Origin of the sequence: Pseudomonas gessardii (assembly GCF_001983165.1) — a bacterium.
In the GTDB taxonomy this organism is placed as follows: domain Bacteria; phylum Pseudomonadota; class Gammaproteobacteria; order Pseudomonadales; family Pseudomonadaceae; genus Aquipseudomonas; species Aquipseudomonas gessardii.
The window spans coordinates 74,070-97,294 of sequence record NZ_MNPU01000020.1 but is presented as its reverse complement, the minus strand read 5'-3'; the positions used below and the strand labels follow the sequence as shown (position 1 = coordinate 97,294).

Annotated in this window: 22 protein-coding genes; 20 read left to right on the top strand and 2 right to left on the bottom strand. The window is 61.2% G+C overall.

From position 1 onward, the window contains the following. Positions 1-229, top strand: a 229-nt coding sequence (locus tag BLL38_RS31250) for a hypothetical protein (RefSeq protein ID WP_207303157.1), incomplete at its 5' end; no start/stop codon positions are given. Between the two features lie 10 nt (positions 230-239). Here the strand turns inward: BLL38_RS31250 and BLL38_RS15815 are convergent. After that, positions 240-1,460, bottom strand: a complete 1,221-nt coding sequence (locus BLL38_RS15815) for a CaiB/BaiF CoA transferase family protein (protein ID WP_076963402.1) — start codon at positions 1,458-1,460, stop codon at positions 240-242. Between the two features lie 13 nt (positions 1,461-1,473). Beyond that, entirely contained in the window at positions 1,474-2,655 is a 1,182-nt protein-coding gene (locus tag BLL38_RS15810) for an acyl-CoA dehydrogenase (RefSeq protein ID WP_029290432.1), read from the bottom strand. 157 nt (positions 2,656-2,812) lie between these two features. Between BLL38_RS15810 and BLL38_RS15805 the strand changes: the two genes are divergently transcribed. The 19 genes from BLL38_RS15805 (at position 2,813) to BLL38_RS15715 (ending at position 23,221) form a co-directional block, all read left to right on the top strand. Next, positions 2,813-3,706, top strand: coding sequence for a LysR family transcriptional regulator (locus BLL38_RS15805; RefSeq protein WP_076963401.1), 894 nt, complete (start codon positions 2,813-2,815; stop codon positions 3,704-3,706). A 455-nt stretch (positions 3,707-4,161) separates the two neighbouring features. Next, positions 4,162-5,283: a Re/Si-specific NAD(P)(+) transhydrogenase subunit alpha gene (locus BLL38_RS15800; protein ID WP_076963400.1), complete on the top strand. Its 1,122-nt coding sequence runs from the start codon at positions 4,162-4,164 to the stop codon at positions 5,281-5,283. Between the two features lie 15 nt (positions 5,284-5,298). After that, complete coding sequence (locus BLL38_RS15795) at positions 5,299-5,619, top strand: NAD(P) transhydrogenase subunit alpha part 2 (RefSeq protein ID WP_003233786.1); 321 nt, start codon at positions 5,299-5,301, stop codon at positions 5,617-5,619. Further along, entirely contained in the window at positions 5,619-7,055 is a 1,437-nt protein-coding gene (locus BLL38_RS15790) for an NAD(P)(+) transhydrogenase (Re/Si-specific) subunit beta (RefSeq protein ID WP_038444899.1), read from the top strand. The genes BLL38_RS15795 and BLL38_RS15790 overlap by 1 nt, the downstream gene beginning before the upstream one ends. A gap of 180 nt (positions 7,056-7,235) precedes the next feature. Beyond that, positions 7,236-8,729: a succinyl-CoA:acetate CoA-transferase ScpC gene (gene scpC, locus BLL38_RS15785; protein ID WP_076963399.1), complete on the top strand. Its 1,494-nt coding sequence runs from the start codon at positions 7,236-7,238 to the stop codon at positions 8,727-8,729. A 316-nt stretch (positions 8,730-9,045) separates the two neighbouring features. Further along, positions 9,046-9,261: a DUF1127 domain-containing protein gene (locus BLL38_RS15780; protein WP_076963398.1), complete on the top strand. Its 216-nt coding sequence runs from the start codon at positions 9,046-9,048 to the stop codon at positions 9,259-9,261. 303 nt (positions 9,262-9,564) lie between these two features. Next, the gene (locus BLL38_RS15775) at positions 9,565-9,885 is read left to right on the top strand and encodes a DUF2388 domain-containing protein (RefSeq protein ID WP_076963397.1); all 321 of its coding nucleotides are present in this window, start codon (positions 9,565-9,567) and stop codon (positions 9,883-9,885) included. Positions 9,886-9,969: 84 nt separating this feature from the next. Continuing rightward, positions 9,970-10,278 (top strand): DUF2388 domain-containing protein, encoded by a 309-nt coding sequence (locus BLL38_RS15770; RefSeq protein ID WP_076963396.1) that lies wholly within the window; start codon positions 9,970-9,972, stop codon positions 10,276-10,278. A gap of 26 nt (positions 10,279-10,304) precedes the next feature. Beyond that, the gene (locus tag BLL38_RS15765) at positions 10,305-10,625 is read left to right on the top strand and encodes a DUF2388 domain-containing protein (protein ID WP_076963395.1); all 321 of its coding nucleotides are present in this window, start codon (positions 10,305-10,307) and stop codon (positions 10,623-10,625) included. Continuing rightward, positions 10,622-12,583, top strand: coding sequence for a DUF7844 domain-containing protein (locus BLL38_RS15760; RefSeq protein ID WP_076963394.1), 1,962 nt, complete (start codon positions 10,622-10,624; stop codon positions 12,581-12,583). The genes BLL38_RS15765 and BLL38_RS15760 overlap by 4 nt, the downstream gene beginning before the upstream one ends. Positions 12,584-12,995: 412 nt before the next feature. Continuing rightward, a complete protein-coding gene (locus BLL38_RS15755; protein WP_076963393.1) occupies positions 12,996-14,303 on the top strand; it encodes a CitMHS family transporter in 1,308 nt (435 codons plus the stop codon). Between the two features lie 64 nt (positions 14,304-14,367). Continuing rightward, complete coding sequence (locus tag BLL38_RS15750; protein WP_076963392.1) at positions 14,368-15,135, top strand: TerC family protein; 768 nt, start codon at positions 14,368-14,370, stop codon at positions 15,133-15,135. 210 nt (positions 15,136-15,345) lie between these two features. Further along, positions 15,346-17,004 carry a Na/Pi cotransporter family protein gene (locus tag BLL38_RS15745; protein WP_076963391.1) on the top strand — a complete coding sequence of 553 codons (1,659 nt, stop codon included), beginning with the start codon at positions 15,346-15,348 and terminating at the stop codon, positions 17,002-17,004. A gap of 178 nt (positions 17,005-17,182) precedes the next feature. After that, positions 17,183-18,565, top strand: a complete 1,383-nt coding sequence (locus BLL38_RS15740) for a M16 family metallopeptidase (RefSeq protein ID WP_076963390.1) — start codon at positions 17,183-17,185, stop codon at positions 18,563-18,565. 72 nt (positions 18,566-18,637) lie between these two features. Further along, the gene (locus BLL38_RS15735) at positions 18,638-19,669 is read left to right on the top strand and encodes a DUF5924 family protein (RefSeq protein ID WP_076963389.1); all 1,032 of its coding nucleotides are present in this window, start codon (positions 18,638-18,640) and stop codon (positions 19,667-19,669) included. A gap of 55 nt (positions 19,670-19,724) precedes the next feature. Then, the gene (locus BLL38_RS15730) at positions 19,725-20,873 is read left to right on the top strand and encodes an MlaE family ABC transporter permease (RefSeq protein WP_076963388.1); all 1,149 of its coding nucleotides are present in this window, start codon (positions 19,725-19,727) and stop codon (positions 20,871-20,873) included. Then, positions 20,870-21,673 (top strand): ABC transporter ATP-binding protein, encoded by an 804-nt coding sequence (locus BLL38_RS15725; RefSeq protein ID WP_076963387.1) that lies wholly within the window; start codon positions 20,870-20,872, stop codon positions 21,671-21,673. Before BLL38_RS15730 ends, BLL38_RS15725 begins: the two co-directional genes overlap by 4 nt. A gap of 1 nt (position 21,674) precedes the next feature. After that, on the top strand, positions 21,675-22,613 hold the full coding sequence (locus BLL38_RS15720) for an MlaD family protein (protein WP_076963386.1): 939 nt from the start codon (positions 21,675-21,677) through the stop codon (positions 22,611-22,613). Further along, positions 22,610-23,221 (top strand): ABC-type transport auxiliary lipoprotein family protein, encoded by a 612-nt coding sequence (locus BLL38_RS15715; RefSeq protein WP_076963385.1) that lies wholly within the window; start codon positions 22,610-22,612, stop codon positions 23,219-23,221. Before BLL38_RS15720 ends, BLL38_RS15715 begins: the two co-directional genes overlap by 4 nt. The last annotated feature ends 4 nt before the right edge of the window (positions 23,222-23,225 follow it).

Here is a 23,225-nt window from a genome sequence, read left to right as displayed (position 1 = left end):
CATTGCCCTACCAACTCCTTCTGGGCTTCGATGGACTGAAGCAACTCGCTGTCGAATTCTGCGTAACTCTTTGTTTACCAAGGAGTTTTCCGTTTCGACTGCGCCGGAAGTGGGGCGAATTATAGACTTCCAGGATCTGCCGTCAACCCTTAATTTTGCTTTTCTATCAATTACTTACGATCGATTAAAAAACAACCAGCTCTTCTATATAAAAACCCCTTCTATATAGAAGAAACACCTCAAATGACCCCCGCCTCCTTTAAAGCGGCTACATGGCCCGCCCCCAGCCCCAGCACCTGGCTAAGAACCTGGGCCGTATGCTCGCCCAAGAGAGGAGGCGCACTGCGATACTCCACCGGCGTCTTGGACAACCGCATAGGGCTCCCCACCTGAGGCACCTTACCCGCCAGCGGGTGAGGCAACTCTATCGCCAGCCCACGCGCCTGCACCTGAGGATCGGCAAACACCTGCGCCAAGTCATTGATCGGCCCACAGGGCACACCCACCTGCTCCAGCTGGGCCACCCACTCAGCAGTGGTCTTGAACACCGTGGCCTGGCGAATCAATGGAATAAGCACCGCCCGATTGGCCACCCGCAGCTTATTAGTGGCAAACCGCGGATCATCGGCCCACTGCGGCTGCCCAGCGACCTGGGCAAACTTGCGAAACTGACTGTCATTGCCCACGGTCAGGATGAAATCGCCGTCAGCCGTAGGAAAGTCCTGATAGGGCACGATATTCGGATGCGCATTACCCAACCGCTTGGGGGATACCCCAGTCGTCAGGTAATTCATCGCCTGATTGGCCAGACAGGCCACCTGGACATCCAGCAACGCCATATCGATATGCTGGCCACCACCATCATGATCGCGGTGCGCCATAGCCGCCAGAATCGCCACCGTGGAGTAAAGCCCGGTCAAAATATCGGTCAGCGCTACACCCACCTTGACCGGACCTTCACCCTCATCCCCCTCGGGGCGCCCCGTCAGGCTCATCAACCCGCCCAATCCCTGGATCATGAAGTCATAGCCAGCCCGCGCCGCATACGGCCCCGTCTGGCCAAACCCGGTGATAGAGCAATAAATCAGCTCTGGGTTGATCTCCCTGAGCGATTCATAGTCCAGGCCATACGCGGCCAAGCCGCCGACCTTGAAGTTCTCGATCAAGATATCCGACTTCGCCGCCAGGTCGCGGACCAGCTTCTGCCCCTCCGGCCGGGTGAAGTCGATAGTCACCGACTCTTTATTACGATTGGCCGATAAGTAGTAGGACGCTTCACTGGTGTTCTGACCATAAGCATCCTTAAGGAAGGGCGGCCCCCAGGCGCGGGTATCGTCGCCACTGCCAGGCCGCTCGACCTTGATCACCTCAGCGCCGAGGTCGGCAAGAATCTGTCCGGCCCAGGGCCCCGCCAGCACCCGTGACAAATCCAGTACCCGCAGATGCGATAGCGCGCCCATGGTCACACTCCTATTAATAGAACGCCTGGATACCGGTCTGAGCGCGCCCAAGGATGAGCGCATGGACGTCATGCGTGCCTTCGTAGGTATTCACCACTTCCAGGTTGACCAGGTGCCGGGCAATCCCGAACTCGTCGGAGATACCATTGCCACCGAGCATGTCGCGGGCCATGCGCGCGATATCCAGGGACTTGCCGCAGGAATTGCGCTTCATGATCGACGTGATCTCCACCGCCGCCGTCCCTTCATCTTTCATCCGGCCCAGGCGCAGGCAACCTTGTAGGGCGAGGGTGATTTCGGTCTGCATATCGGCGAGCTTTTTCTGGATCAACTGTGTGGCAGCCAGTGGGCGCCCGAACTGCTGGCGATCGAGGGTGTACTGGCGCGCCGTGTGCCAGCAGAACTCCGCGGCCCCCAAGGCGCCCCAGGAGATACCGTAGCGGGCCGAGTTCAGGCAGGTGAACGGGCCTTTCAAGCCGCGCACATCGGGGAAGATGTTCTCTTCGGGAACGAACACGTTATCCATGACGATTTCGCCGGTAATCGAAGCACGCAAGCCGACCTTGCCGTGAATCGCCGGTGCACTCAGGCCTTTCCAGCCCTTCTCCAGGACAAAACCACGGATGTCGCCCGCATCGTCCTTGCCCCAGACCACAAACACATCGGCAATCGGGCTGTTGGTGATCCACATTTTGCTGCCGGTCAGGCTATAGCCGCCATCCACCTTGCGCGCACGGGTAATCATCGCGCCCGGGTCCGAACCGTGGTTGGGCTCGGTCAGACCGAAACAACCAATCCACTCACCCGAGGCCAGCTTGGGCAGGTACTTCTGTTTTTGCGCTTCGGTGCCGAACTCATTGATCGGCACCATCACCAGGGAAGACTGCACGCTCATCATCGAGCGGTAGCCGGAGTCGACACGCTCCACTTCACGGGCAATCAAGCCGTAGCTGACATAGTTCAAGCCACTGCCACCGTACTGCTCAGGGATCATGGCGCCCAGCAGGCCGGTCTCGCCCATTTCACGGAAAATCGCAGGATCGGTCTTTTCATGACGGAAGGCTTCAAGCACACGCGGCGCCAACTTGTCCTGGGCAAATTGCTCGGCACTGTCGCGCACCATGCGCTCTTCTTCAGTGAGCTGTTGATCCAGCAGCAGTGGATCGATCCAGTTGAAGCTTGCCTTACCGCCCATGAGTGAGTCCTCGCGAAGTAAATCAAAAGTCGTGCATGCAGCCTAGGCCGGGTCAGCGAAGAGGGCAAACGAGGTTTTTGCATAGCCTTGTGCTAATTTCTCACTCCGTGATGATCAAGAAGGGCAAAACCGCCTTTTATTAGTGAGGGTACGGTACATGCGTAGGAAAATCCCCAGCACCACGGCCCTGGTCAGTTTTGAAGCTGCCGCCCGCCACGAGAGCTTTACCAAGGCCGCGCAAGAACTTTCTATCACCCAGGGCGCGATCTGCCGACAGATCGCCAGCCTTGAGGAGTTTTTAAGTGTCGAGCTGTTTCGGCGCTCGCGACGCGGGGTAAAGCTCACGGAGGCCGGGCTTTCCTATAGCCGGCGGGTCGCGATGCAATTGGATGCCGTGGAACGCGACACCCTGTCAGTGATGGGCCAGCAGGGCGCCAATGTGATCGAACTGGCGGTAGTGCCCACATTCGGTACGCAGTGGCTGATCCCGCGCCTCAAGGACTTCCAGCAGCAACACCCCGAAGTCACGGTGAACCTGACCAACCGTACCCGCCCGTTCCTGTTTGCCGATACCGAGTTCGATGCCGCGGTGTATTTCGGCGATGCCGACTGGTCCGGCACCGAATCCCACCGGCTGATGGGCGAAAACCCGGTCCCCGTCTGCAGCCCGCGCCTGCTGGGGCACCATACACACTTCAGTGCAGGGCAAATCGCCGAGCTGCCACTGCTGCAGCAAACCACGCGGCCCTACGCCTGGCGCCAATGGTTCGACGCCCAACAGCTGAATATCCCCCGGGACATGACAGGCCCGCGCTACGAGCTATTCTCCATGTTGTCCCAGGCGGCCATGCATGACATGGGGATTGCGCTGATCCCACCGTTCCTTATTCAGCGGGAACTGGGCGAGAAACAGCTGGTGATTGCCAACCAGCAGGCGCTGACCAGCAGCAAGGCCTATTACCTGATGATTCCCGAGCGAAAGGTCGAATCTGCTTCACTGCACGCCTTTCGAGACTGGTTGATTGATCAGGCACAGCGCTACAGCCAATGATTCCTGGCGGGCCGACGAATTACTGACCCTGTAGTCAAATAATTAATAACACTACAGATATAAATATATGTCGCCTTTAGACAGACTGTACCGATCAACTGAAAAATGGCCTGAAAGCCAATGGCTGCAAGCTCTACAGCGCTTATTAACGACCAATGACCGGCGACTCATGTCGAAATTTACGCAAATCGTCTTTTCCCGCTATAAGCCTTTAAACACCTGTATTTAAAGAGGTTATTCCAGCGTATTGCGACAATCAGTCACAGGGTGACTTGTAGTTAATTTTTCGTCACCCGTCATAATCCCTTGAAGGCCGTAAAGTTCGCCTGCAAAATGCCGCGCCCTGCTGTCATTTCAGCGGGGTCGTGCTGATCGGCCGCCCCAGTTGCGCCACTCGCGGTGCACTGGCCTTTTTACAAAAATCAAAAGCAAAAAGATCATGCAGGAGATTTGACGTGCACATTGGTGTTCCTCTCGAAACCCAGACCGGTGAAACGCGGGTTGCTGCAACCCCGGAAACCATCAAGAAGCTGATCGGCCAGGGCCATAAGGTCACTGTACAAAGCGGTGCTGGCATCAAAGCCAGCGTCGTCGACAGTGCCTATGAAACGGCAGGCGCAACCATTGGCAGTGCCGGCGACGCGTTTGGCGCTGAGCTGATTCTCAAGGTGGTCGCCCCCAGCGACAGCGAACTGACGCTGATTAAAAGCGGCACCGTGTTGGTGGGCATGCTCAATCCGTTCAGTAACGAAACCATCACCCGGCTGGCCGAACATGGCATCACGGCCTTCGCCCTGGAGGCCGCGCCGCGCACCTCCCGTGCGCAGAGCCTGGATGTGCTGTCGTCCCAAGCCAACATTGCCGGCTACAAGGCGGTGTTGCTGGCGGCCCATCACTACCCGCGCTTCATGCCAATGCTGATGACGGCCGCAGGTACCGTGAAAGCCGCTCGCGTGCTGATCCTCGGTGCTGGCGTGGCCGGCCTGCAGGCCATCGCCACGGCGAAACGCCTGGGTGCGGTCATCGAAGCGTCCGACGTACGCCCGGCCGTGAAGGAGCAGATCGAATCCCTCGGCGCCAAGTTTGTCGACGTGCCCTACGAGACCGATGAAGAGCGCGAATGCGCCGTCGGTGTCGGCGGCTATGCACGCCCGATGCCCACCAGTTGGATGCAGCGCCAGGCCCTGGCCGTGCATGAGCGCGCCAAGCAAGCCGATATCGTCATCACCACCGCCCTGATCCCGGGCCGCAAGGCCCCGACGTTGCTGAGCGCCGAAACCGTCGCCCAGATGAAGCCAGGCTCCGTGGTGATCGACCTGGCCGCCGCCCAGGGGGGCAACTGCCCTCTGACCGTCGCCGACCAGGTGGTGGTGGAAAACGGCGTGACCATTTGCGGCCCGACCAACCTTGCCGGCGCGGTCGCTGCCGATGCTTCGGCCCTGTATGCGCGCAACCTGCTGGACTTCCTGAAGCTGGTCTTCACCAAGGAAGGGCAGTTTGAAATCAACCTCGAAGACGACATCGTCGCCGCGTGCCTGATGTGCCGCGACGGCCAAGTCATCCGCAAAAACGCCTAAGCAGGGATTCAGACGATGGAAGAGCTTATCTCCCCCGGTATCTACAACCTGATCATCTTCGTGCTGGCGATTTATGTCGGTTACCACGTGGTCTGGAACGTCACCCCCGCGCTGCATACGCCGCTGATGGCCGTGACCAACGCGATCTCGGCGATTGTGATCGTTGGCGCCATGCTCGCGGCCGCACTCACCGTCACGCCGCTGGGCAAGACCATGGGCACCCTGGCCGTGGCCCTGGCCGCCGTGAACGTGTTCGGCGGTTTCCTGGTTACCCGTAGGATGCTTGAGATGTTCAAGAAGAAAGCGCCCAAGGCTAAAGAAGAGGTGCAGAAGTAATGAGCATGAACCTCGTGACGACGCTCTACCTGATCGCGTCGATCTGCTTCATCCAGGCCCTCAAGGGCCTGTCGCACCCAACCACGTCCCGACGCGGCAACCTGTTCGGCATGCTCGGCATGGCGCTGGCGGTGCTCACCACCGTGGGCCTCATCTATAAGCTGGGCGCGGAGCTGGCCACTGCCGGCATCGGCTACGTGATTGTCGGCCTGCTGATCGGCGGCACCGCCGGCTCGATCATGGCCAAGCGCGTAGAAATGACCAAGATGCCGGAGCTGGTCGCCTTCATGCACAGCATGATCGGCCTGGCGGCGGTGTTTATCGCCATCGCGGCGGTGGTCGAGCCGCAATCCCTGGGGATCGTCAAGCAACTGGGTGACGCGATTCCTGCGGGTAACCGCCTGGAGCTGTTCCTCGGCGCAGCCATTGGTGCCATTACCTTCTCCGGTTCGGTCATCGCCTTCGGCAAGCTGTCGGGCAAGTACAAGTTCCGCCTGTTCCAGGGCGCACCGGTACAGTTTGGCGGCCAGCACAAGTTGAACCTGGTGCTGGGCCTGGCCACCCTGGGCCTGGGCCTGGTGTTTATGTTCACCGGCAACCTCAGTGCCTTCGCCCTGATGCTGGCCCTGGCCTTCGTGCTGGGCGTGCTGATCATCATCCCGATTGGCGGCGCCGATATGCCGGTGGTCGTCTCGATGCTCAACAGCTATTCCGGCTGGGCGGCGGCGGGTATCGGCTTCTCGCTGAACAACTCGATGCTGATCATTGCCGGCTCCCTGGTAGGTTCGAGCGGTGCGATCCTCTCGTACATCATGTGCAAGGCGATGAATCGCTCGTTCTTTAATGTGCTGCTCGGCGGCTTCGGTAATACCCCGGATGCCGCAGGGCCGGCTGGCTCCAAAGAAGCGCGCCCGGTGAAATCCGGCTCGGCCGACGATGCCACCTTCCTGCTGACCAACGCCGACACCGTGATCATCGTGCCGGGCTATGGCCTGGCGGTCGCGCGGGCACAGCATGCACTCAAGGAGCTGACCGAGAAACTGACCCATCGCGGCGTTACCGTGAAGTATGCGATCCACCCGGTCGCCGGGCGCATGCCTGGCCACATGAACGTGCTGCTGGCCGAGGCCGAAGTGCCTTACGACCAGGTGTTCGAGATGGAAGACATCAACTCCGAGTTCGGCCAGGCCGACGTGGTGCTGGTGCTCGGCGCCAACGACGTGGTCAACCCGGCCGCCAAGAACGATCCAAAGTCGCCGATTGCCGGCATGCCGATTCTCGAAGCCTTCAAGGCCAAGACGATCATCGTCAACAAGCGCTCGATGGCCAGTGGTTATGCCGGCCTGGATAACGAACTGTTCTACCTGGACAAGACCATGATGGTCTTCGGCGATGCCAAGAAGGTCATCGAAGACATGGTCAAGGCCGTCGAATAAACACTGCTCCAGCGCAATACCCAAAACCCCGGCCTCCCGTAGGCTGGGGTTTTTTATTAGCGGGAAAAACCCGACCAAAGGCTCTAAATCGCGACCTGGCATTCGACCATGGTAGCGGGACGAACGCCTTTGAAATCACTAGACTGCCCACCTTGCCTCCGTTGCCCGAGATAACAATCCATGTACCGTGATCGTATCCGCTTGCCTTCGCTGTTGAACAAGGTCATGAGCGCCGCCGATGCTGCCGCCCTGATCGAGGACGGCATGACCGTCGGCATGAGCGGCTTTACCCGCGCCGGTGAAGCCAAGGCCGTGCCCCACGCCCTGGCCGAACGTGCCAAGACCTCGCCCCTGAAAATCACCCTGATGACCGGCGCCAGCCTGGGCAACGACCTGGACAAGCAACTGACCGAAGCCGGCGTGCTGTCGCGCCGCATGCCATTCCAGGTCGATAGCACCCTGCGCAAGGCGATCAATGCTGGCGAAGTGATGTTTATCGACCAGCACCTGTCGGAAACCGTCGAACAGTTGCGTAACAACCAGCTCAAGCTGCCGGATATCGCGGTCATCGAAGCCGTGGCCATCACCGAGCAAGGCCATATCGTGCCCACCACCTCCGTGGGCAACTCGGCCAGCTTCGCGATTTTTGCCAAGCAAGTGATCATCGAGATCAACCTGGCCCACAATCCGAACCTCGAAGGCCTGCACGACATCTATATCCCGACCTACCGCCCGACCCGCACCCCGATCCCGCTGGTCAAGGTGGATGATCGTATCGGCAGCACCGCGATCCCAATCCCGCCGGAAAAAATCGTCGCCATCGTCATCACCAACCAGGCCGACTCCGCTTCCACGGTCACGCCGCCCGACAGCGACACCCAGTGGATCGCCAATCACCTGATCAACTTCCTCAAGCAGGAAGTCGATGCAGGGCGCATGACCAACAAGCTCGGCCCGCTGCAAGCCGGTATCGGTAACATTGCCAACGCGGTGATGTGCGGCCTGATCGAGTCGCCGTTTGAAGACCTGACCATGTACTCCGAAGTCCTCCAGGACTCGACCTTCGACCTGATCGATGCCGGCAAACTGAGCTTTGCCTCCGGCAGCTCAATCACCTTGTCAGAGCGGCGCAATGCCGACGTATTCGGCAACCTGGCGCACTACAAGGACAAGCTGGTGCTGCGTCCGCAGGAAATTTCCAATCACCCGGAAGTCGTGCGGCGCCTGGGCATCATCGGCATCAATACCGCGCTGGAGTTCGACATCTACGGCAACGTCAACTCCACCCACATCTGCGGCACGCGGATGATGAACGGCATTGGCGGCTCGGGGGATTTCGCCCGCAACGCGCACCTGGCGATCTTTGTCACCAAGTCCATTGCCAAGGGCGGGGCGATTTCCAGCGTGGTGCCGATGGTCAGCCATGTCGACCATACCGAGCATGACGTCGACATCCTCGTGACCGAGATCGGCCTGGCCGACCTGCGTGGCCTGGCGCCACGGGAGCGCGCCCGGGTGATCATCGACAACTGCGTACACCCGGACTATCGCGACGCGCTCAATAACTACTTCACCGCCGCCTGCGCCATCGGCGGGCACACGCCGCACATCCTGCGTGAAGCCCTGAGCTGGCACATCAACCTGGAAGAAACCGGGCACATGCTTAAAGGCTGACAGATACAGATCCGGGCGGATGCAAACACAGTTGCATGCGCCTGGATCTGAATACGGCAATATTAAAAAACTGTACTACTGTACCGGTCATTTCCTACCGTAAATCCCTACAAATGTTTGCGAAAATGCCTGAAACGCACCAAATAAGTGCTTACAGGTACAGTTGCCCCGTTTTAGTACAGTACAGCCGCTATAAACAGTTAACTGGCCCCTCACAATACAGGTGAACTGTATCTAGAGAGTCTTGCGTCGGAGGAGGATCATTGGCATCAGTTAAACCACTACCTAATCCCGCCACAAGCGGAAGGATGTCATCATGGAACGTACACTCAGTTCCGAACTGTTCTACGAAGATAAAGCTGTCAACACCCAGGCTTCCCTGCCTCTGCGCGTTATCGCCAACCTGATGTTGTGGCAGCGCCGCATCTCCAGCCGCCATCAACTGGCTCGTCTGGACTCGCGTCTGCTGGCCGATGCCGGGATCAGCGAAGCTCAACGCTACGAAGAGCTGAGCAAGCCGTTCTGGCGCTGATTTAGCGCCCGCTGGCCCTGACCTGCCGGGTCCACCGCCAGCACCCCGAATTGTTGTAGCAGAACCCGCCCCGGGTAACCGGAGGCGGGTTTTGTGGTTTTTGGGCAGTCGGAAATCAGCGCTCAATCTATCGATAGGTACAATTTTAATAAAATTTAAATCAACCAGTACAGTTTTAGATCGGTTGATTTGTCCCCACCAAATAGCCCTTTCAAACAACGACTTCCCATTGCGCACTACCCGAACAGATAGGCGCCAGCTACTATCTCGTCATTAGTTCGTCCCATACACAGGAGTCACCCCATGTCCCGCCTTCGTTTGCTGAGCGCTGCCGTCCTGCTTGCCGTTGCTGCCAATGCCAGCGCTACCAGCCTGATCGTGACCACTGACTCGATTGTTGGCGCGCTTAAAGCCACGTCCGATGCCAGCTCCGATGCCACATCGTCCCTGCGCGACAACAAAGTCGTACGCGCCGCCCGTGACGATGCCGCCAGCTTCGTCGCCAGCGAAGGCGCCATCCGCGGCGTGAAGCTGGAAAGTGCCCTGGCGCAGATCCGCCAACAGGCACCACAACTCAATAGCGCCACTGATGTGCAGCTGGCCCAGGCGATCCTGGCCATCTGAGTCGACCCTGCCTAGGGGTGCCCGCGCTGGCTCTCGCCCGGGCATTGCGCTAGCCTTGGCGCTCGTTTTCAGTTGTCGAGTCCCATGGCTTTTTCATACCGTTTGTTGATTGCTCCCACAGTGCTTGCCATCGGCGGGGCCAGTCCGGCCCAGGCCTTTGACCTGTCCACGCAAGGCCTCGTCGCCAGCGCCTATGCCACCAGCAAAGTGACCTCGGCGCCGTTCGATCGTAAAGTGCTACTGGCCGCCCAGGATGACGCTGCCGCGTTTATTGCCACTGACGGCCAATGGCGGGGCGCCCGGCTGGAAAGCGCACTGGATTACCTGCGTCGCACCCAGCCAAAACTTAAGTCCGGTGACCTTGAACTGGCCCAGGCAATTCTCGTCCAATAATCATCTTTACCTTTTGGAGTCTTTCCATGCGTCGCCCGTTGATCGCAGTTGCTCTCGGCCTGTTCCTGCTGGCCGATATCGCCCAGGCACAAACCCTCGTGGCCACCAGTAACATCATTGTTCGTGCCTTCGGCCGCACCATTGATTTCACCTCGGACACCACCACCTCCATCCGCGACTCGAAAGTCGTGCGCGCAGCCCACGATGACGCTGCCAGCTTTGTCGCCAGCCATGGCGAGATCCGCGGCGTGCAACTGGAAGCTGCCTTCGACACCCTGCGCACCCGCGTGCCAGAAGCCCGCGACGCCAGCGACCAGGTTCTCGCCGAAGCCATCCTCGCATTGTGAGGCGCTTCACCGCCTGGCTATTGGCTGCGACGCTGCTGCTGGCTGGCAGCGCCGCCCAGGCCAGCCTGCAACTACGGCTCAAGACCGACGGCTTGAGCCCAGCCCAACAGCAGGCCAGCCAGGCATTGCTCGATGAAGCCATGCAGGCGCTGCCGCCGCGCTTCATCGAGCAGCTGGACCGGCGCATCGACGTCGGCTGGACCGACGACATGCCCGCCAATGCCTATGGCCAGGCGTCGCTGGTGTCCGAACTGGACCTCAACCGCAGGCTACTGGCCAGCCTTACCGACGGCACCGCCGCCACCCAGCAGACCCAGCGCCCCCACGGCACTGTGCGCCGGGAGCTGCTGGCCACCGTGCTGCATGAACTGACCCACATCTACGACCGTGCGCGCCTGTGGCCCAAGGACCAGCGCGGGTTGATCCAGCGCTGTAGCCGCCAGAACAACATCACCGGTCTGGTGGGCCTGCCCGATCAATGCCGTGGCCAGAATGACCGGCGCTTCACCCTCAGCGACGACCCGCGCTTGCTCGACCTGGCCGGCTGGCCGCAATACGTCGGCCGCCGTGGCGAGCGCGAGCAACACAACCGGCAAGTGGCCCGCAGCCCGGACCTGTACGAGATCACCAACCCCAAGGAGTTCGTCGCGGTCAACATGGAGTACTTCCTTCTCGACCCGAGCTACGCCTGCCGCCGTCCTGCGCTGTATCGCTACTACCAGCAACACTTCGACTGGGCCCCGCCGGCCAAGGACGCTTGCGCCAACACCTTCGCCTTCCTCAATGCCGGTAACGATTTTGCCAAGACTCCCTTGGGCCAGGTCGATCCCGAGCGTGTGTACGCCATCGACTACCTGCTGGCCGAAGCCAACCAGAACCTGGTAAGCCGCTGGGGTCACAGTATGCTGCGCCTGGTGATCTGTGCCCCGGGCCGGCCCCGTGGCCCGGATTGCCGCCTGGACCTGGACCAGCACCTGGTGTTGTCCTACCGCGCGTTCGTCGGCGACGTACAGCTATCGAGCTGGGACGGCCTGGTAGGCAAGTACCCATCACGCCTGTTCGTATTGCCCCTGGCCCAGGTGATCGACGAATACACCAAGACCGAACTGCGCGGCCTGGCATCGGTGCCCTTGATCCTCTCGCGCCAGGAAATCAACGACACCGTCGAGCACGCCGCCGAAATGCACTGGAGCTACGACGGCAATTACTACTTCCTTTCCAACAACTGCGCGGTCGAAGGCCTGAAACTGCTGCGCAGTGGCAGCGCCAACCCGCAACTGACCACCCTGGACAACATCACCCCCAACGGTTTGCTCGAAGTGCTCAAGGCCCGCGGGCTGGCCGACACCAGTGTGTTGGATGACCGCCGCGAAGCCTTGCGCCTGGGTTATCACTTCGACTCCTTCCGCGAGCGCTACCAGGCGATGTTCGAGGTGCTGAAGAAACATTTGCCGATCCCCCAGACCCAGGTCGAAGACTGGCTGAGCTTGAGCGCCGAGCAACGCAGACAGTGGTTCGACCAGGCTGACCTGCGCACCAGCGCCGCCTTGCTGCTGCTGGAACAGGCGAGCTTTCGCAAACAGCTGATGCTCGCCCAGGACGAGGTCAAGCAGCGCTACCTCGGTGCCCGCGAGCTGAAGAACGGCGGCATGGCCAAGGCCGATGCGACGTTGCAGCAGATCCTCGCCAACAGCGGTTTCCTCAGCCGCCCGGCGGAACTGCTCGGCAGCGGCGGCTATGGATTGCCCCAACCCAAGGAGTGGCAGCGCCTGGAGTCGGAAAGCGCATCGCGCCAGAAACAGCTGCAATCGTTGACCGGCGACCTGGATAAAGAGGTGAGGGCGCTGCTGGAGCCTTCGCGGGCGGCGGAAATTGCCGCCTGCGAGGCCAATCTCAAGCAAGTTGGCGAACACCTGCGGGCCTTGCACAAGGCGGCTGGTGGGTTGCAACTGCCTTAAGATCAACAGCATCGCGGGCAAGTCGAGTCGTCGCACCGCCGCTCCCACACTTGAAATGCGATCAAATGTGGGAGCCGGGCTGCCCGCGATAGCGCCCTCACGCCTAACCACTTGTTTCAGACATCAAAAACAGACCAATCCTACGAAACATCTGTTCATCACCTGTTTATCCAGCGAAAGCTGGCTGAAAGCTTTCGCGATTAGGATCGCCCTCACTACCGGCAATAGACCGGTTGGCCAACCTGAGCGTTTTTATGCCCGGGGGCCCAATTAACAACAACAATGGTGATTCTGATGTCCGTTCGTACCCGCCTGTTTCCCCCCACTCCCCCCGTACGCCTCGCGCTTTTCGTTCTGCGCTGACCCCACCCGGTTCGCCATTCCCTAGCCGCGCTACGCCTGGAGTATTCCTATGCTGACTTTCCTTGGCTTTGCCATGGTCATCACGTTCATGTTCCTGATCATGACCAAGCGCCTGTCGGCGCTGATCGCCCTGATCATCGTGCCGATCCTGTTCGCACTGTTCGGTGGCTTTGCGCCGAAGATCGGCCCGATGATGCTCGAAGGCATCACCAAGCTGGCGCCCACCGGCGTGATGCTGATGTTTGCCATCCTCTACTTTGCCTTGATGATCGACTCCGGCCTGTTCGACCCGGCCGTGCGCAAGATCCTCAAGCTGGTCAAGGGCGACCCGCTGAAAGTCTCGGTCGGTACGGCCGTGCTGGCGCTGGTGGTGTCCCTGGACGGTGACGGCGCCACCACCTACATGATCTGCGTGGCCGCCATGCTGCCGCTGTACAACCGCATTGGCATGAGCCCACGGATCATGGCCGGCCTGATCATCCTCGCCGGTGGCGTAATGAACATGACGCCCTGGGGCGGCCCGACCGCCCGTGCCGCCAGTGCGCTGCACGTAGACCCCTCGGACATTTTCGTACCGATGATCCCGGCCATGGCCGCCGGCGTGGTGGCGATCCTGGTGATTGCCTATATGTACGGCCTGCGCGAGCGTGCTCGTCTGGGCGTGCTGCACCTGCAAGGCGATGAAATCGACCATAGCGAAATCAGCGTCTCGCAGTTCCCGGATGCCCGTCGCCCGAAACTGATCTGGTTCAACGGCGCCCTGACCCTGACCCTGATGTGCACCCTGATCGCCGGCCTGCTGCCACTGCCCGTGCTGTTCATGGTGGCCTTCAGTATCGCGATGATCGTCAACTACCCGTGCCTGCAGCAGCAAAAAGACCGCATTGCCGCCCACTCGGGCAGCGTGCTGGCCGTGGTCGGCCTGATTTTCGCCGCCGGCATCTTCACCGGCATCCTGTCGGGCACCGGCATGGTCGACGCCATGTCCAAGAGCCTGCTGGCAGTCATCCCCGAGGCCCTGGGCCCTTACCTGGCGGTGATCACCGCGCTGGTGAGCATGCCGTTCACCTTCTTCATGTCCAACGATGCGTTCTACTACGGCGTACTGCCAGTATTGGCCGAAGCCGCCAGCCACTACGGCATCACCGCCGCAGAAATGGGCCGGGCCTCGATTGTTGGCCAGCCGGTACACTTGCTCAGCCCGCTGGTGCCATCGACTTACCTGCTGGTGGCCCTGGCCGGTATCGAATTTGGCGACCACCAACGCTTCACCCTGAAGTGGGCAGTCTTGGTGTGCCTGTGCATAATGGTTGCCGCATTGCTGTTGGGCACATTCCCGCTGTTCAGCACTCTATAATCGTAACAACTCACTGCGCCGGCCTCCCCCCGGCGCGGTCTAACACTCGCACAAAGGAACACATATGGAATGGCTGACCAATCCAGAGATCTGGATTGCCTTCTTCACCTTGACGGCTCTCGAGATCGTCCTGGGCATCGATAACATCATCATGATTTCGATCCTGGTCAGCCGCATGCCCAAGCATATGCAGGCACGCACCCGGATCTTCGGCCTGGCCCTGGCCATGATCACCCGGATCCTGTTGCTGCTGTCGATCACCTGGGTCATGCAACTGACCGCCGATTTGTTCACCGTTGCCGGCCAAGGTATTTCCGGTCGCGACCTGATCCTGTTCTTCGGTGGCCTGTTCCTGCTGTGGAAAAGCTCCCAGGAGATGTACCACGCTCTGGAAGGTGAAGACGAAACCCACGACGAGCCGACAGGCAAGGGTGGCAAGTTCATCTACACCATCATCCAGATCGCCATCATCGACATCGTGTTCTCCCTGGACTCGGTGATTACCGCCGTGGGTATGGTGTCCCACGTACCGGTCATGGTCGCCGCGATCATCGTTGCGGTACTGGTGATGATGCTGGCTGCCGGCACCATCAGCGAGTTCATCGACAAACACCCGTCGCTGAAAATGCTCGCGCTGTCGTTCCTGCTGGTCGTAGGTACCGTGCTGATCGCCGAATCCTTCGATGTGCATGTGCCAAAAGGCTACGTGTACTTCGCCATGGCGTTCTCCCTGGCGGTAGAAGCGTTCAACATCAAGATGCGTACCGCCGTCGCGAAGAAGAAAAAGCAGCAGGATCCAGTCAAACTGCGCAAGGACATTCCGGGTCAATAAACCCGAAGTGACCGAATGGGGGCTCTTATGAGCCCCCTTTTTTTCGCCCGCAAAAAGCTGATTTCATGACAGTTTTGTTTCAAAGCCGACTTTAGCTATGCGATGCTGGCGCACAGGCCGTTCGCCAACTACAGCTTAAGTACACAACACAAAACGGCACGCGGCACTTTTTGCTCTACATCGAGCACGACTCAATACAGGGGGCCGAGCATGCTGACCCTGCTCAATCTTCTTTCTGCGGTGACCCTGCTGATCTGGGGCACGCACATCGTCCGTACCGGCATCCTGCGGGTCTACGGTTCCAACCTGCGCCAAGTCATCGGGCAGAACATGGCCAGGCGCTGGCTGGCGTTCATTGCCGGGATCCTGGTGACCGCCATGGTGCAAAGCAGCAACGCCACGGCGATGCTGGTGACCTCGTTTGTCGGCCAGGGCCTGATGGGGCTCATGCCCGCCCTGGCGACCATGCTCGGCGCCGACGTCGGTACGGCGCTGATGGCCCGGGTACTGACCCTGGATCTTTCGTGGCTGTCGCCGCTGCTGATCTTTCTCGGGGTGATCTTCTTTCTGTCGCGCAAACAGACACGCGCCGGGCAGATGGGCCGGGTCGGCATCGGCCTGGGGCTGATCATTCTTGCGCTGCAACTGATCGTCGAAGCCGCCGGGCCGATTACCCATGCCCAGGGCGTCAAAGTCCTGTTTGCCTCGCTGACCGGCGACATCCTGCTCGATGCCCTGGTGGGCGCGCTGTTTGCGATGATCTCCTACTCCAGCCTGGCCGCCGTGCTGCTGACCGCGACCCTGGCCGGTGCCGGGGTGATTGGCCTGCATGTGGCCATCGGCCTGGTGATCGGGGCCAATATCGGCAGCGGCGTGCTGGCCTTCCTCAGCACCAGCATGCAAAACGCCGCCGGCCGCCAGGTGGCCCTGGGCAGCCTGCTGTACAAGCTGATCGGCCTGTTGCTGATCATCCCTGTTCTTGACCCACTGGTGCAGTGGATGGACACCCTGGACTACAGCGCCCAGGGCATGGTCATCACCTTTCACCTGCTCTACAACGTCACCCGCTGCCTGATCCTGCTGCCCACCATCGGGCCCATGGCACGCCTGTGCGCCTGGCTGCTGCCGGAACGCCCGGAGGCCAATGGCCTGGCCAAGCCCCGCCATCTCGACCCCACGGCGCTGACCACCCCGAGCCTGGCCCTGGCCAACGCCGCGCGGGAGACCCTGCGCCTGGGCGACCTGATCGACAATATGCTGAGCGCCATGCTGGAAGTGCTGCGCGGCAAACAGACCGCCATCACCCAGCAAATGCGCAGCCTCAGCGATGATGTCGAAGCGCTGTACAGCGCGATCAAGCTGTACCTGGCGCAAATGCCCCGGGAAGACCTCAGTGAGCACGACAGCCGGCGCTGGGCCGAAATCATCGAGCTGTCGATCAACCTGAAGCTGGCCGGCGACTTGATCGAGCGCATGCTGCGCAAGGTCCAGCAGCAGAAAACCTCCCAGCGTCGCTCGTTTTCCGAAGTCGGGCTGGAAGAACTGGCCGACCTGCACAGCCAACTGATCGCCAACCTGCGCCTGGGCCTGTCGGTGTTCCTCAGCGCCGACCCGGAAAGCGCCCGCCAACTCCTGCGCGAGAAGCGCCGCTTCCGTGCCCAGGAACGGCGCCTGGCCCACGCCCACGTCAGCCGCCTGCAACGCAAGATCGTGCAAAGCATCGAGACCAGTTCCCTGCACCTGGAATTGATTGCCGACATGAAACGCCTGAACTCGTTGTTTTGCAGCAGTGCTTATGTCGTGTTGGAAACCTGCGAAACCGGCGCGCTGGCCACGGACAATATTGCCGACATCACCCATTCGCCCTGAACGAACCGCCCACCTGGGGAGTCAGTTAAAAATACCGCCCAACCAAAGTGGGAGCGGGCTTGCCCGCGATTGCGGTGGGTCAGTTGATAAAACAGTTGACTGACACTCCCCCATCGCAGGCAAGCCCGCTCCCACAAAAAGCCAGTTTCAGCCGTTATTACTCGCCAGGAACCCCGTTATGCGTCGCCTGTTACTCGCCTGCCTGCTCCTGGGCTCGTCCCACGCCTTTGCCTTTGATCGCCTGCAGGTCGAAGGCTATATGCTGCCCAACGGCCTGCAGGTGCTGCTCAAGCCGGGCACCGAACGCGGGCATGTGGCGATCCGCCTGGTGGTGGGCGTGGGCCTGGATGACTTCAGCTGCGCCGACAAGGAACTGCCGCACCTGCTCGAACACCTGCTGTTCAGCGGCATCGACGGCGGCGGCGAAGGCGCGCTGGAAGAACAGATGCAGGCCCTGGGCGGGGAGTGGAACGCCTACACCAGCAATGCCGACACCACCTTCGTCATCGAGGCCCCGGCGCGCAACCAGCGCAAGGTGCTGGACCTGCTCAAGGCGATCCTGACCCGTACCGAACTGAGCGATGCCGCGATCAACGCCGCCAAGCAAGTGGTCGAACGCGAAGACGGCGGTCACTATTCGCACCTGCAACGCCTGTTGGATCGCCAAGACCTGGGCCATAACGCCAGCCACCAACTGGCGGTGGAACTGGGTCTTAAATGCGCCGAGCGCGCCGAAGCCGGCTACCTGACCCGTGCCCAACTGGAGAAAGTGCGCCAGGACTGGTACGCCCCCAACAACATGACCCTGATCATCGTCGGCGATCTCGACAAACTGCTACCGGCCTATCTGGAACGCACCTATGGCCAGCTCGAGCCGGTAGACCCCAGCGAGCATCGCCTCTTACCGCAAATCCAAGGCACCGCCGCCAGCCATCGCGACCTGATCCGTGGCTGGGTCGGCGACGGCGCCAAACTGCACTGGCTGTTCCCCGAGCCGATGCTGGACGACCAGCACGACGCCACCTACGACCTGCTCAAGGATTATCTGGATTGGGCGCTGTATCGCCAGTTACGCCTGCAGCATGGCCTGTCCTACGGCCCGTGGAGCGAGCGCGAAGTGCTGGGCGGCGTGGGTTTCATGAGCCTCAACGCCGACCTGGACCGCGACCGCCTGCCCGAAGCCGAACACGTCCTCGAAAGCCTCAAGGCCACGTTACTTGAAGATGGCCTTGACCGGGCCACCTTTAACCGCCTGCAACACGCCGCCATCGACCGCCAGGCCTGGGCCGTGCAGGGCAATAGCGCCCTGGCCGACTACTATTGGGGCGCCTTGGCCGACTACACCGATGGCCGTTTCAGCGACCCGGCCAAGCGCATCAAGGCCGTGAGCCTGGCGCAGGCCAACCAGGCCATGCGCCAACTGTTCAACCAGCCCGGCTACTGGCGCATCGAAAAACCGCTGCTCAGTTACGATGCCCTGAGCTGGATCAGCGCGGGCGCGCTGGGGCTAATCATCATTGGTTGGCTTGGCGTGCGCCGTTATCGCAAAGCAATTGCGTAATCACACGCCACTCAAAGCGCTAAGACGTTATTCTGTCTGGGATTTTTTCCTACAAAGACTGCGAACCGTCGAATGCCAAACCTGACCCTTTTCATACAGCGCATCCTCGAACTGATGAAGCGCTACCCAGGGGTGATCGCACTCGGCGGTTTTATCTCGGGCGTGGGCAGCTTTATCCTGGTGGACCGCCAACAAGGCATGGCCAGCTGGATCGCCATCGTCCTGCTGGTGAGCTGGTTGTGGCTGATGCTGGAAAACAGCTTCACCCAGTTGTTCAGCAAGGTCTTCAAGCGGGAAATCCCCGAACCGTTGCTGCGCTACGCCACACAGATGATCCACCAGGAAAGCCTGTTCTTTGTCCTGCCGTTCTTTTTTGTCACCACCACCTGGAACAGCAGCCAGTCGATTTTCACCGGCCTGCTGGGCGCCGCCGCGCTCATCTCAATCACCGACCCGCTGTACTACAAATGGCTCGCGCCCAAGCGCTGGCTGTTCCTCGCCCTGCACACCCTGACCCTGTTTGCCGCCTTGCTCACCGCGCTGCCGATCATCCTGCACCTGACCACCGCCCAGAGCTACAAGCTGGCGCTGGGCGTGGCGATGCTGTTGTCGATCCCCAGCCTGGCCGTGAGCCTGCCGCTGCGCAGCCTCAAGGGTTGGCTGATGCTACTGGGCGTGACGGTGACGATTGGTTGCGCGGGCTGGTTCCTGCGCAGCTGGGTGCCGCCGGCCACGCTGTGGATGACCGAAGTGGCGATCAGCACTCAAATGCAGGACCGCACCCCCGGCGATGACCTCAAGGAAGTCAGCGCCAGCCAACTGCGCAGCAGCGGCCTGTACGCCTACACCGCGATCAACGCACCGCGCGGGCTGGACGAACGCATCTACCATGTGTGGCAGTTCAACGGCAAAGAGGTCGACCGCATCGCCCTGGATATCCATGGCGGGCGCAAGGAAGGCTACCGGGCCTGGACCCACAAGCAGAACTTCCCGGCGAATGCCGTGGGCCGCTGGCAGGTGCGGGTGCTGACCGAAGACGGCCAGGTGATCGGCGTGTTGCGCTTTAAAGTCACTGACACAGCGCAAACGGACACGCCAAAGTAGGACAGATCGTGCTATTACATAGCAATTGTGGAATAGCCAAACAAGCTCGGAGCTTATGACCAGTAGCACAACGGCAGGCAATGCCCATCTGGACGCGTCCACCCAGCCGCCCCAACTGCGGGTCACCGGGGACTGGACGCTGGCCCACTACAGCACCCTCCAGCGGTTGTCCGCGAGCCTCGACGGCCAGTACGACGCCAACACCCGCGTCGACCTCAATGGCCTCGGCGCACTGGACACCGCCGGCGCCTCGCTGCTGGTCGAACTGCTCGGCCCCGAGCGCATCGAGCACAGCGCCGAACAAACCGACTGTACTCTGCCCGCCGCCGACCGGGCGCTGCTCAAGACCGTCTACCGCGCCCTGAATGATTTTTGTGTGCCGGTCAAAGAACCGCAGGAAAGCGCCGGCATCCAACTGCTGGCGCGCATCGGCGGCGCGGTGGATACCGTCTGGCAAGATGCCATGCAGCTGCTGGGCTTTATCGGCCTGATCCTCGAAACCCTCGCCCGCGGCATGTTCCGGCCCAAGCGCTGGCGCCTGACGCCGATGGTGGCGCATATCGAACAGACCGGGCTCGATGCCGCGCCCATCGTCGCCTTGCTGACCTTTCTGGTGGGCGCCGTGGTCGCGTTTCTCGGCGCCACGGTGCTGGAAAGTTTCGGCGCGAGTATTTTTACCGTGGACCTGGTGGCGTTTTCCTTCCTACGGGAGTTTGGCGTCCTGCTCACCGCGATCCTGATGGCCGGCCGCACCGCCAGTGCCTTCACCGCACAGATCGGCTCGATGAAGGCCAACGAAGAAATCGACGCCATCCGCACCCTGGGCCTGGACCCCATGGAGTTGCTGGTGTTGCCCCGTGTCCTTGCGTTGCTGGTGGCGTTGCCGATGCTGACCTTCCTCGCCATGATCTCGGGGATTATCGGCGGCGGTGTGGTGTGCGCCGTGGCCCTGGATATTTCGCCGGCGATGTTCCTCTCGCTGTTGCAGTCGGATATCGGCGTCGAGCATTTGCTGGTGGGCCTGGTCAAGGCGCCGATCTTCGCGTTCCTGATCGCCGCCATTGGCTGCCTGGAAGGCTTCAAGGTCAGCGGCAGCGCCGAATCGGTCGGTGCCCACACCACCTCCGCGGTGGTGCAATCGATTTTCGTGGTGATCGTGCTCGACGCGGTGGCCGCACTGTTCTTTATGGAGATGGGCTGGTGAGCCGTTTACAGCGAGCGCCCAGCGCGGCGGTGATTGAGGTGCGTGGCCTGTGCAACCGCTTTGGCCCGCAGAGCGTGCATGAAAACCTCGACCTGGATCTGTACAAGGGCGAAATTCTCGCCGTGGTGGGCGGTTCGGGCAGCGGCAAGTCGGTGCTGCTGCGCAGCATCATCGGCCTGCGCCGGCCCAGTGAAGGCCAGGTGCGGGTGTTCGGGCAGAACCTGCCGAGCCTGTCGGAGCACGAACGCTCCCTGGTGGAACGCCGCTTCGGCGTGCTGTTCCAGAAGGGCGCGCTGTTTTCCTCGCTAACGGTCACGGAAAACGTCGCCCTGCCACTGATCGAACATGCCGGCCTGAGCCGCGCCGATGCCGAGCACCTGGCGGCGGTGAAGCTGGCCCTGGCCGGGCTGCCGTTGTCGGCGGCCGACAAATACCCGTCGTCACTGTCGGGCGGGATGATCAAGCGTGCGGCCCTGGCCCGCGCCCTGGCCCTGGACCCGGACATTCTGTTTCTCGATGAACCGACCGCCGGCCTCGATCCCATCGGGGCGGCGGCGTTCGACCAACTGATCCTGACCCTGCGCGATGCCTTGGGCCTGAGTGTGCTGCTGATCACCCATGACCTCGACACGCTCTACACCATCACCGACCGCGTGGCGGTGCTGGCGCAGAAAAAGGTACTGGTGGCGGGTGCCATCGATGTTGTCTCGCAAACGAACGACGCCTGGATTCACGAATACTTTCATGGCCCCCGGGGCCGCGCGGCATTGGATGCCGCTCAACAGCTCAACGAGGTATGACATGGAAACCCGAGCCCATCATGTGATGATCGGTCTGTTCAGCGTGCTCGTCGTGGTCGGCGCCATGCTGTTTGGCCTGTGGCTGGCCAAGTCCAGCGTCGACAGCGCGTTCCAGGATTACGAAGTGATCTTCAACGAAGCGGTCAGCGGCCTGTCCCAGGGCAGCGCGGTGCAGTACAGCGGGATCAAGGTGGGCGATGTCACCAGCCTGCGCCTGGACCCGAAAGACCCGCGCCGCGTACTGGCGCGTATCCGCCTGGCCGGGCAGACACCGATCAAGGAGGACACCCAGGCCAAGCTGGCGCTGACCGGCATCACCGGCACCTCGATCATCCAGCTCAGCGGCGGCACCCCACAAAGCCCCGAGCTCAAGGGCAAGAACGGCGAACTGCCGCAGATCACCGCCTCGCCATCGCCCATTGCCCGCTTGCTGAACAACAGCAACGACTTGATGACCAGCATCAACCTGCTGCTGCACAACGCCAATCGCATGTTCTCGCCCGATAACGTCGACCGCCTGAGCAGCACCCTGGCCCACCTGGAACAAACCACCGGGGCCATCGCCGAGCAACGAGGCGATATCAAAGTGGTGATGCAGCAACTGGCCCAGGTCAGCAAACAGGCCGGTGCCACCCTGGAGCAGACCACCGCACTGATGCGCAACGCCAACGGCCTGCTCAACGACCAGGGCAAGCAGATGTTCGGCAGTGCGCAAGGGGCCATGCACGCCCTGGAGCAAAGTACCGCGACCATCAACAACCTGTTGAGCGACAACAAAGACTCACTCAACAGCGGCATGCAGGGCCTTAACGAACTGGCGCCGGCCGTGCGCGAACTGCGCGATACCCTCGGCTCCTTGCGGGCCATTTCCCGTCGTCTGGAAGCCAACCCCAGTGGGTATCTGCTGGGCAGTGACAAGAACAAGGAGTTCACGCCATGAAGCGTGCTTACCAAATGATCCTGCCGGTGGCCCTGGCCCTGGTCAGCGCCTGCTCGATCCTGCCCAAGGCCGACCCGTCCAACGTCTATCGGCTGCCGGCAGCCCAGGCCACAACCCATGGCAGCCCGGGCACCTGGTCATTGCGCCTGGCCAAGCCACAGGCCAGTGAGTTCCTCGACAGCCCGCGCATTGCCGTAGTGCCCCAGGGCGACTTGATCAGCAGCTATGCCCAGTCGCGCTGGAGCGATCCGGCGCCGGTGCTGCTGCGCAACCGTCTGCTGGACGGCTTCCAGCGTGATGGCCGGGTGGCGTTCCTGAGCACCGATGACACCAACCTGCAGGCGGATTTCGAGCTGGGCGGGCAGTTGCAGGCCTTCCAGAGCGAGTACCGGGGCGGGGCAGTGGAGGTGGTGATACGCCTGGACGCGCGACTGGTGCGCGGCAGTGACCAGCGGATCGTGGCGGCCAAGCGCTTTGAAGTGCGCCAGCCGGTGAGTGCTACCCAGGTGCCGGCGGTGGTGGCCGGGTTTGGGTTGGCGGGGGATCAGTTGAACAAGCAGGTGGTGGATTGGGTGGTGGCGCAGGGCAATGCAGCGCCGAAACGCTGAGGGC

What these genes read in the sequence shown, in the direction of transcription:
- BLL38_RS15815 (WP_076963402.1), bottom strand. Translation starts at nt 1,460, where the DNA reads ATGGGCGCGCTATCGCATCTGCGGGTACTGGATTTGTCACGGGTGCTG.
- BLL38_RS15810 (WP_029290432.1), bottom strand. Translation starts at nt 2,655, where the DNA reads ATGGGCGGTAAGGCAAGCTTCAACTGGATCGATCCACTGCTGCTGGAT.
- BLL38_RS15805 (WP_076963401.1), top strand. Translation starts at nt 2,813, where the DNA reads ATGCGTAGGAAAATCCCCAGCACCACGGCCCTGGTCAGTTTTGAAGCT.
- BLL38_RS15795 (WP_003233786.1), top strand. Translation starts at nt 5,299, where the DNA reads ATGGAAGAGCTTATCTCCCCCGGTATCTACAACCTGATCATCTTCGTG.
- BLL38_RS15790 (WP_038444899.1), top strand. Translation starts at nt 5,619, where the DNA reads ATGAGCATGAACCTCGTGACGACGCTCTACCTGATCGCGTCGATCTGC.
- scpC (WP_076963399.1), top strand. Translation starts at nt 7,236, where the DNA reads ATGTACCGTGATCGTATCCGCTTGCCTTCGCTGTTGAACAAGGTCATG.
- BLL38_RS15780 (WP_076963398.1), top strand. Translation starts at nt 9,046, where the DNA reads ATGGAACGTACACTCAGTTCCGAACTGTTCTACGAAGATAAAGCTGTC.
- BLL38_RS15775 (WP_076963397.1), top strand. Translation starts at nt 9,565, where the DNA reads ATGTCCCGCCTTCGTTTGCTGAGCGCTGCCGTCCTGCTTGCCGTTGCT.
- BLL38_RS15770 (WP_076963396.1), top strand. Translation starts at nt 9,970, where the DNA reads ATGGCTTTTTCATACCGTTTGTTGATTGCTCCCACAGTGCTTGCCATC.
- BLL38_RS15765 (WP_076963395.1), top strand. Translation starts at nt 10,305, where the DNA reads ATGCGTCGCCCGTTGATCGCAGTTGCTCTCGGCCTGTTCCTGCTGGCC.
- BLL38_RS15755 (WP_076963393.1), top strand. Translation starts at nt 12,996, where the DNA reads ATGCTGACTTTCCTTGGCTTTGCCATGGTCATCACGTTCATGTTCCTG.
- BLL38_RS15750 (WP_076963392.1), top strand. Translation starts at nt 14,368, where the DNA reads ATGGAATGGCTGACCAATCCAGAGATCTGGATTGCCTTCTTCACCTTG.
- BLL38_RS15745 (WP_076963391.1), top strand. Translation starts at nt 15,346, where the DNA reads ATGCTGACCCTGCTCAATCTTCTTTCTGCGGTGACCCTGCTGATCTGG.
- BLL38_RS15740 (WP_076963390.1), top strand. Translation starts at nt 17,183, where the DNA reads ATGCGTCGCCTGTTACTCGCCTGCCTGCTCCTGGGCTCGTCCCACGCC.
- BLL38_RS15735 (WP_076963389.1), top strand. Translation starts at nt 18,638, where the DNA reads ATGCCAAACCTGACCCTTTTCATACAGCGCATCCTCGAACTGATGAAG.
- BLL38_RS15730 (WP_076963388.1), top strand. Translation starts at nt 19,725, where the DNA reads ATGACCAGTAGCACAACGGCAGGCAATGCCCATCTGGACGCGTCCACC.
- BLL38_RS15720 (WP_076963386.1), top strand. Translation starts at nt 21,675, where the DNA reads ATGGAAACCCGAGCCCATCATGTGATGATCGGTCTGTTCAGCGTGCTC.
- BLL38_RS15715 (WP_076963385.1), top strand. Translation starts at nt 22,610, where the DNA reads ATGAAGCGTGCTTACCAAATGATCCTGCCGGTGGCCCTGGCCCTGGTC.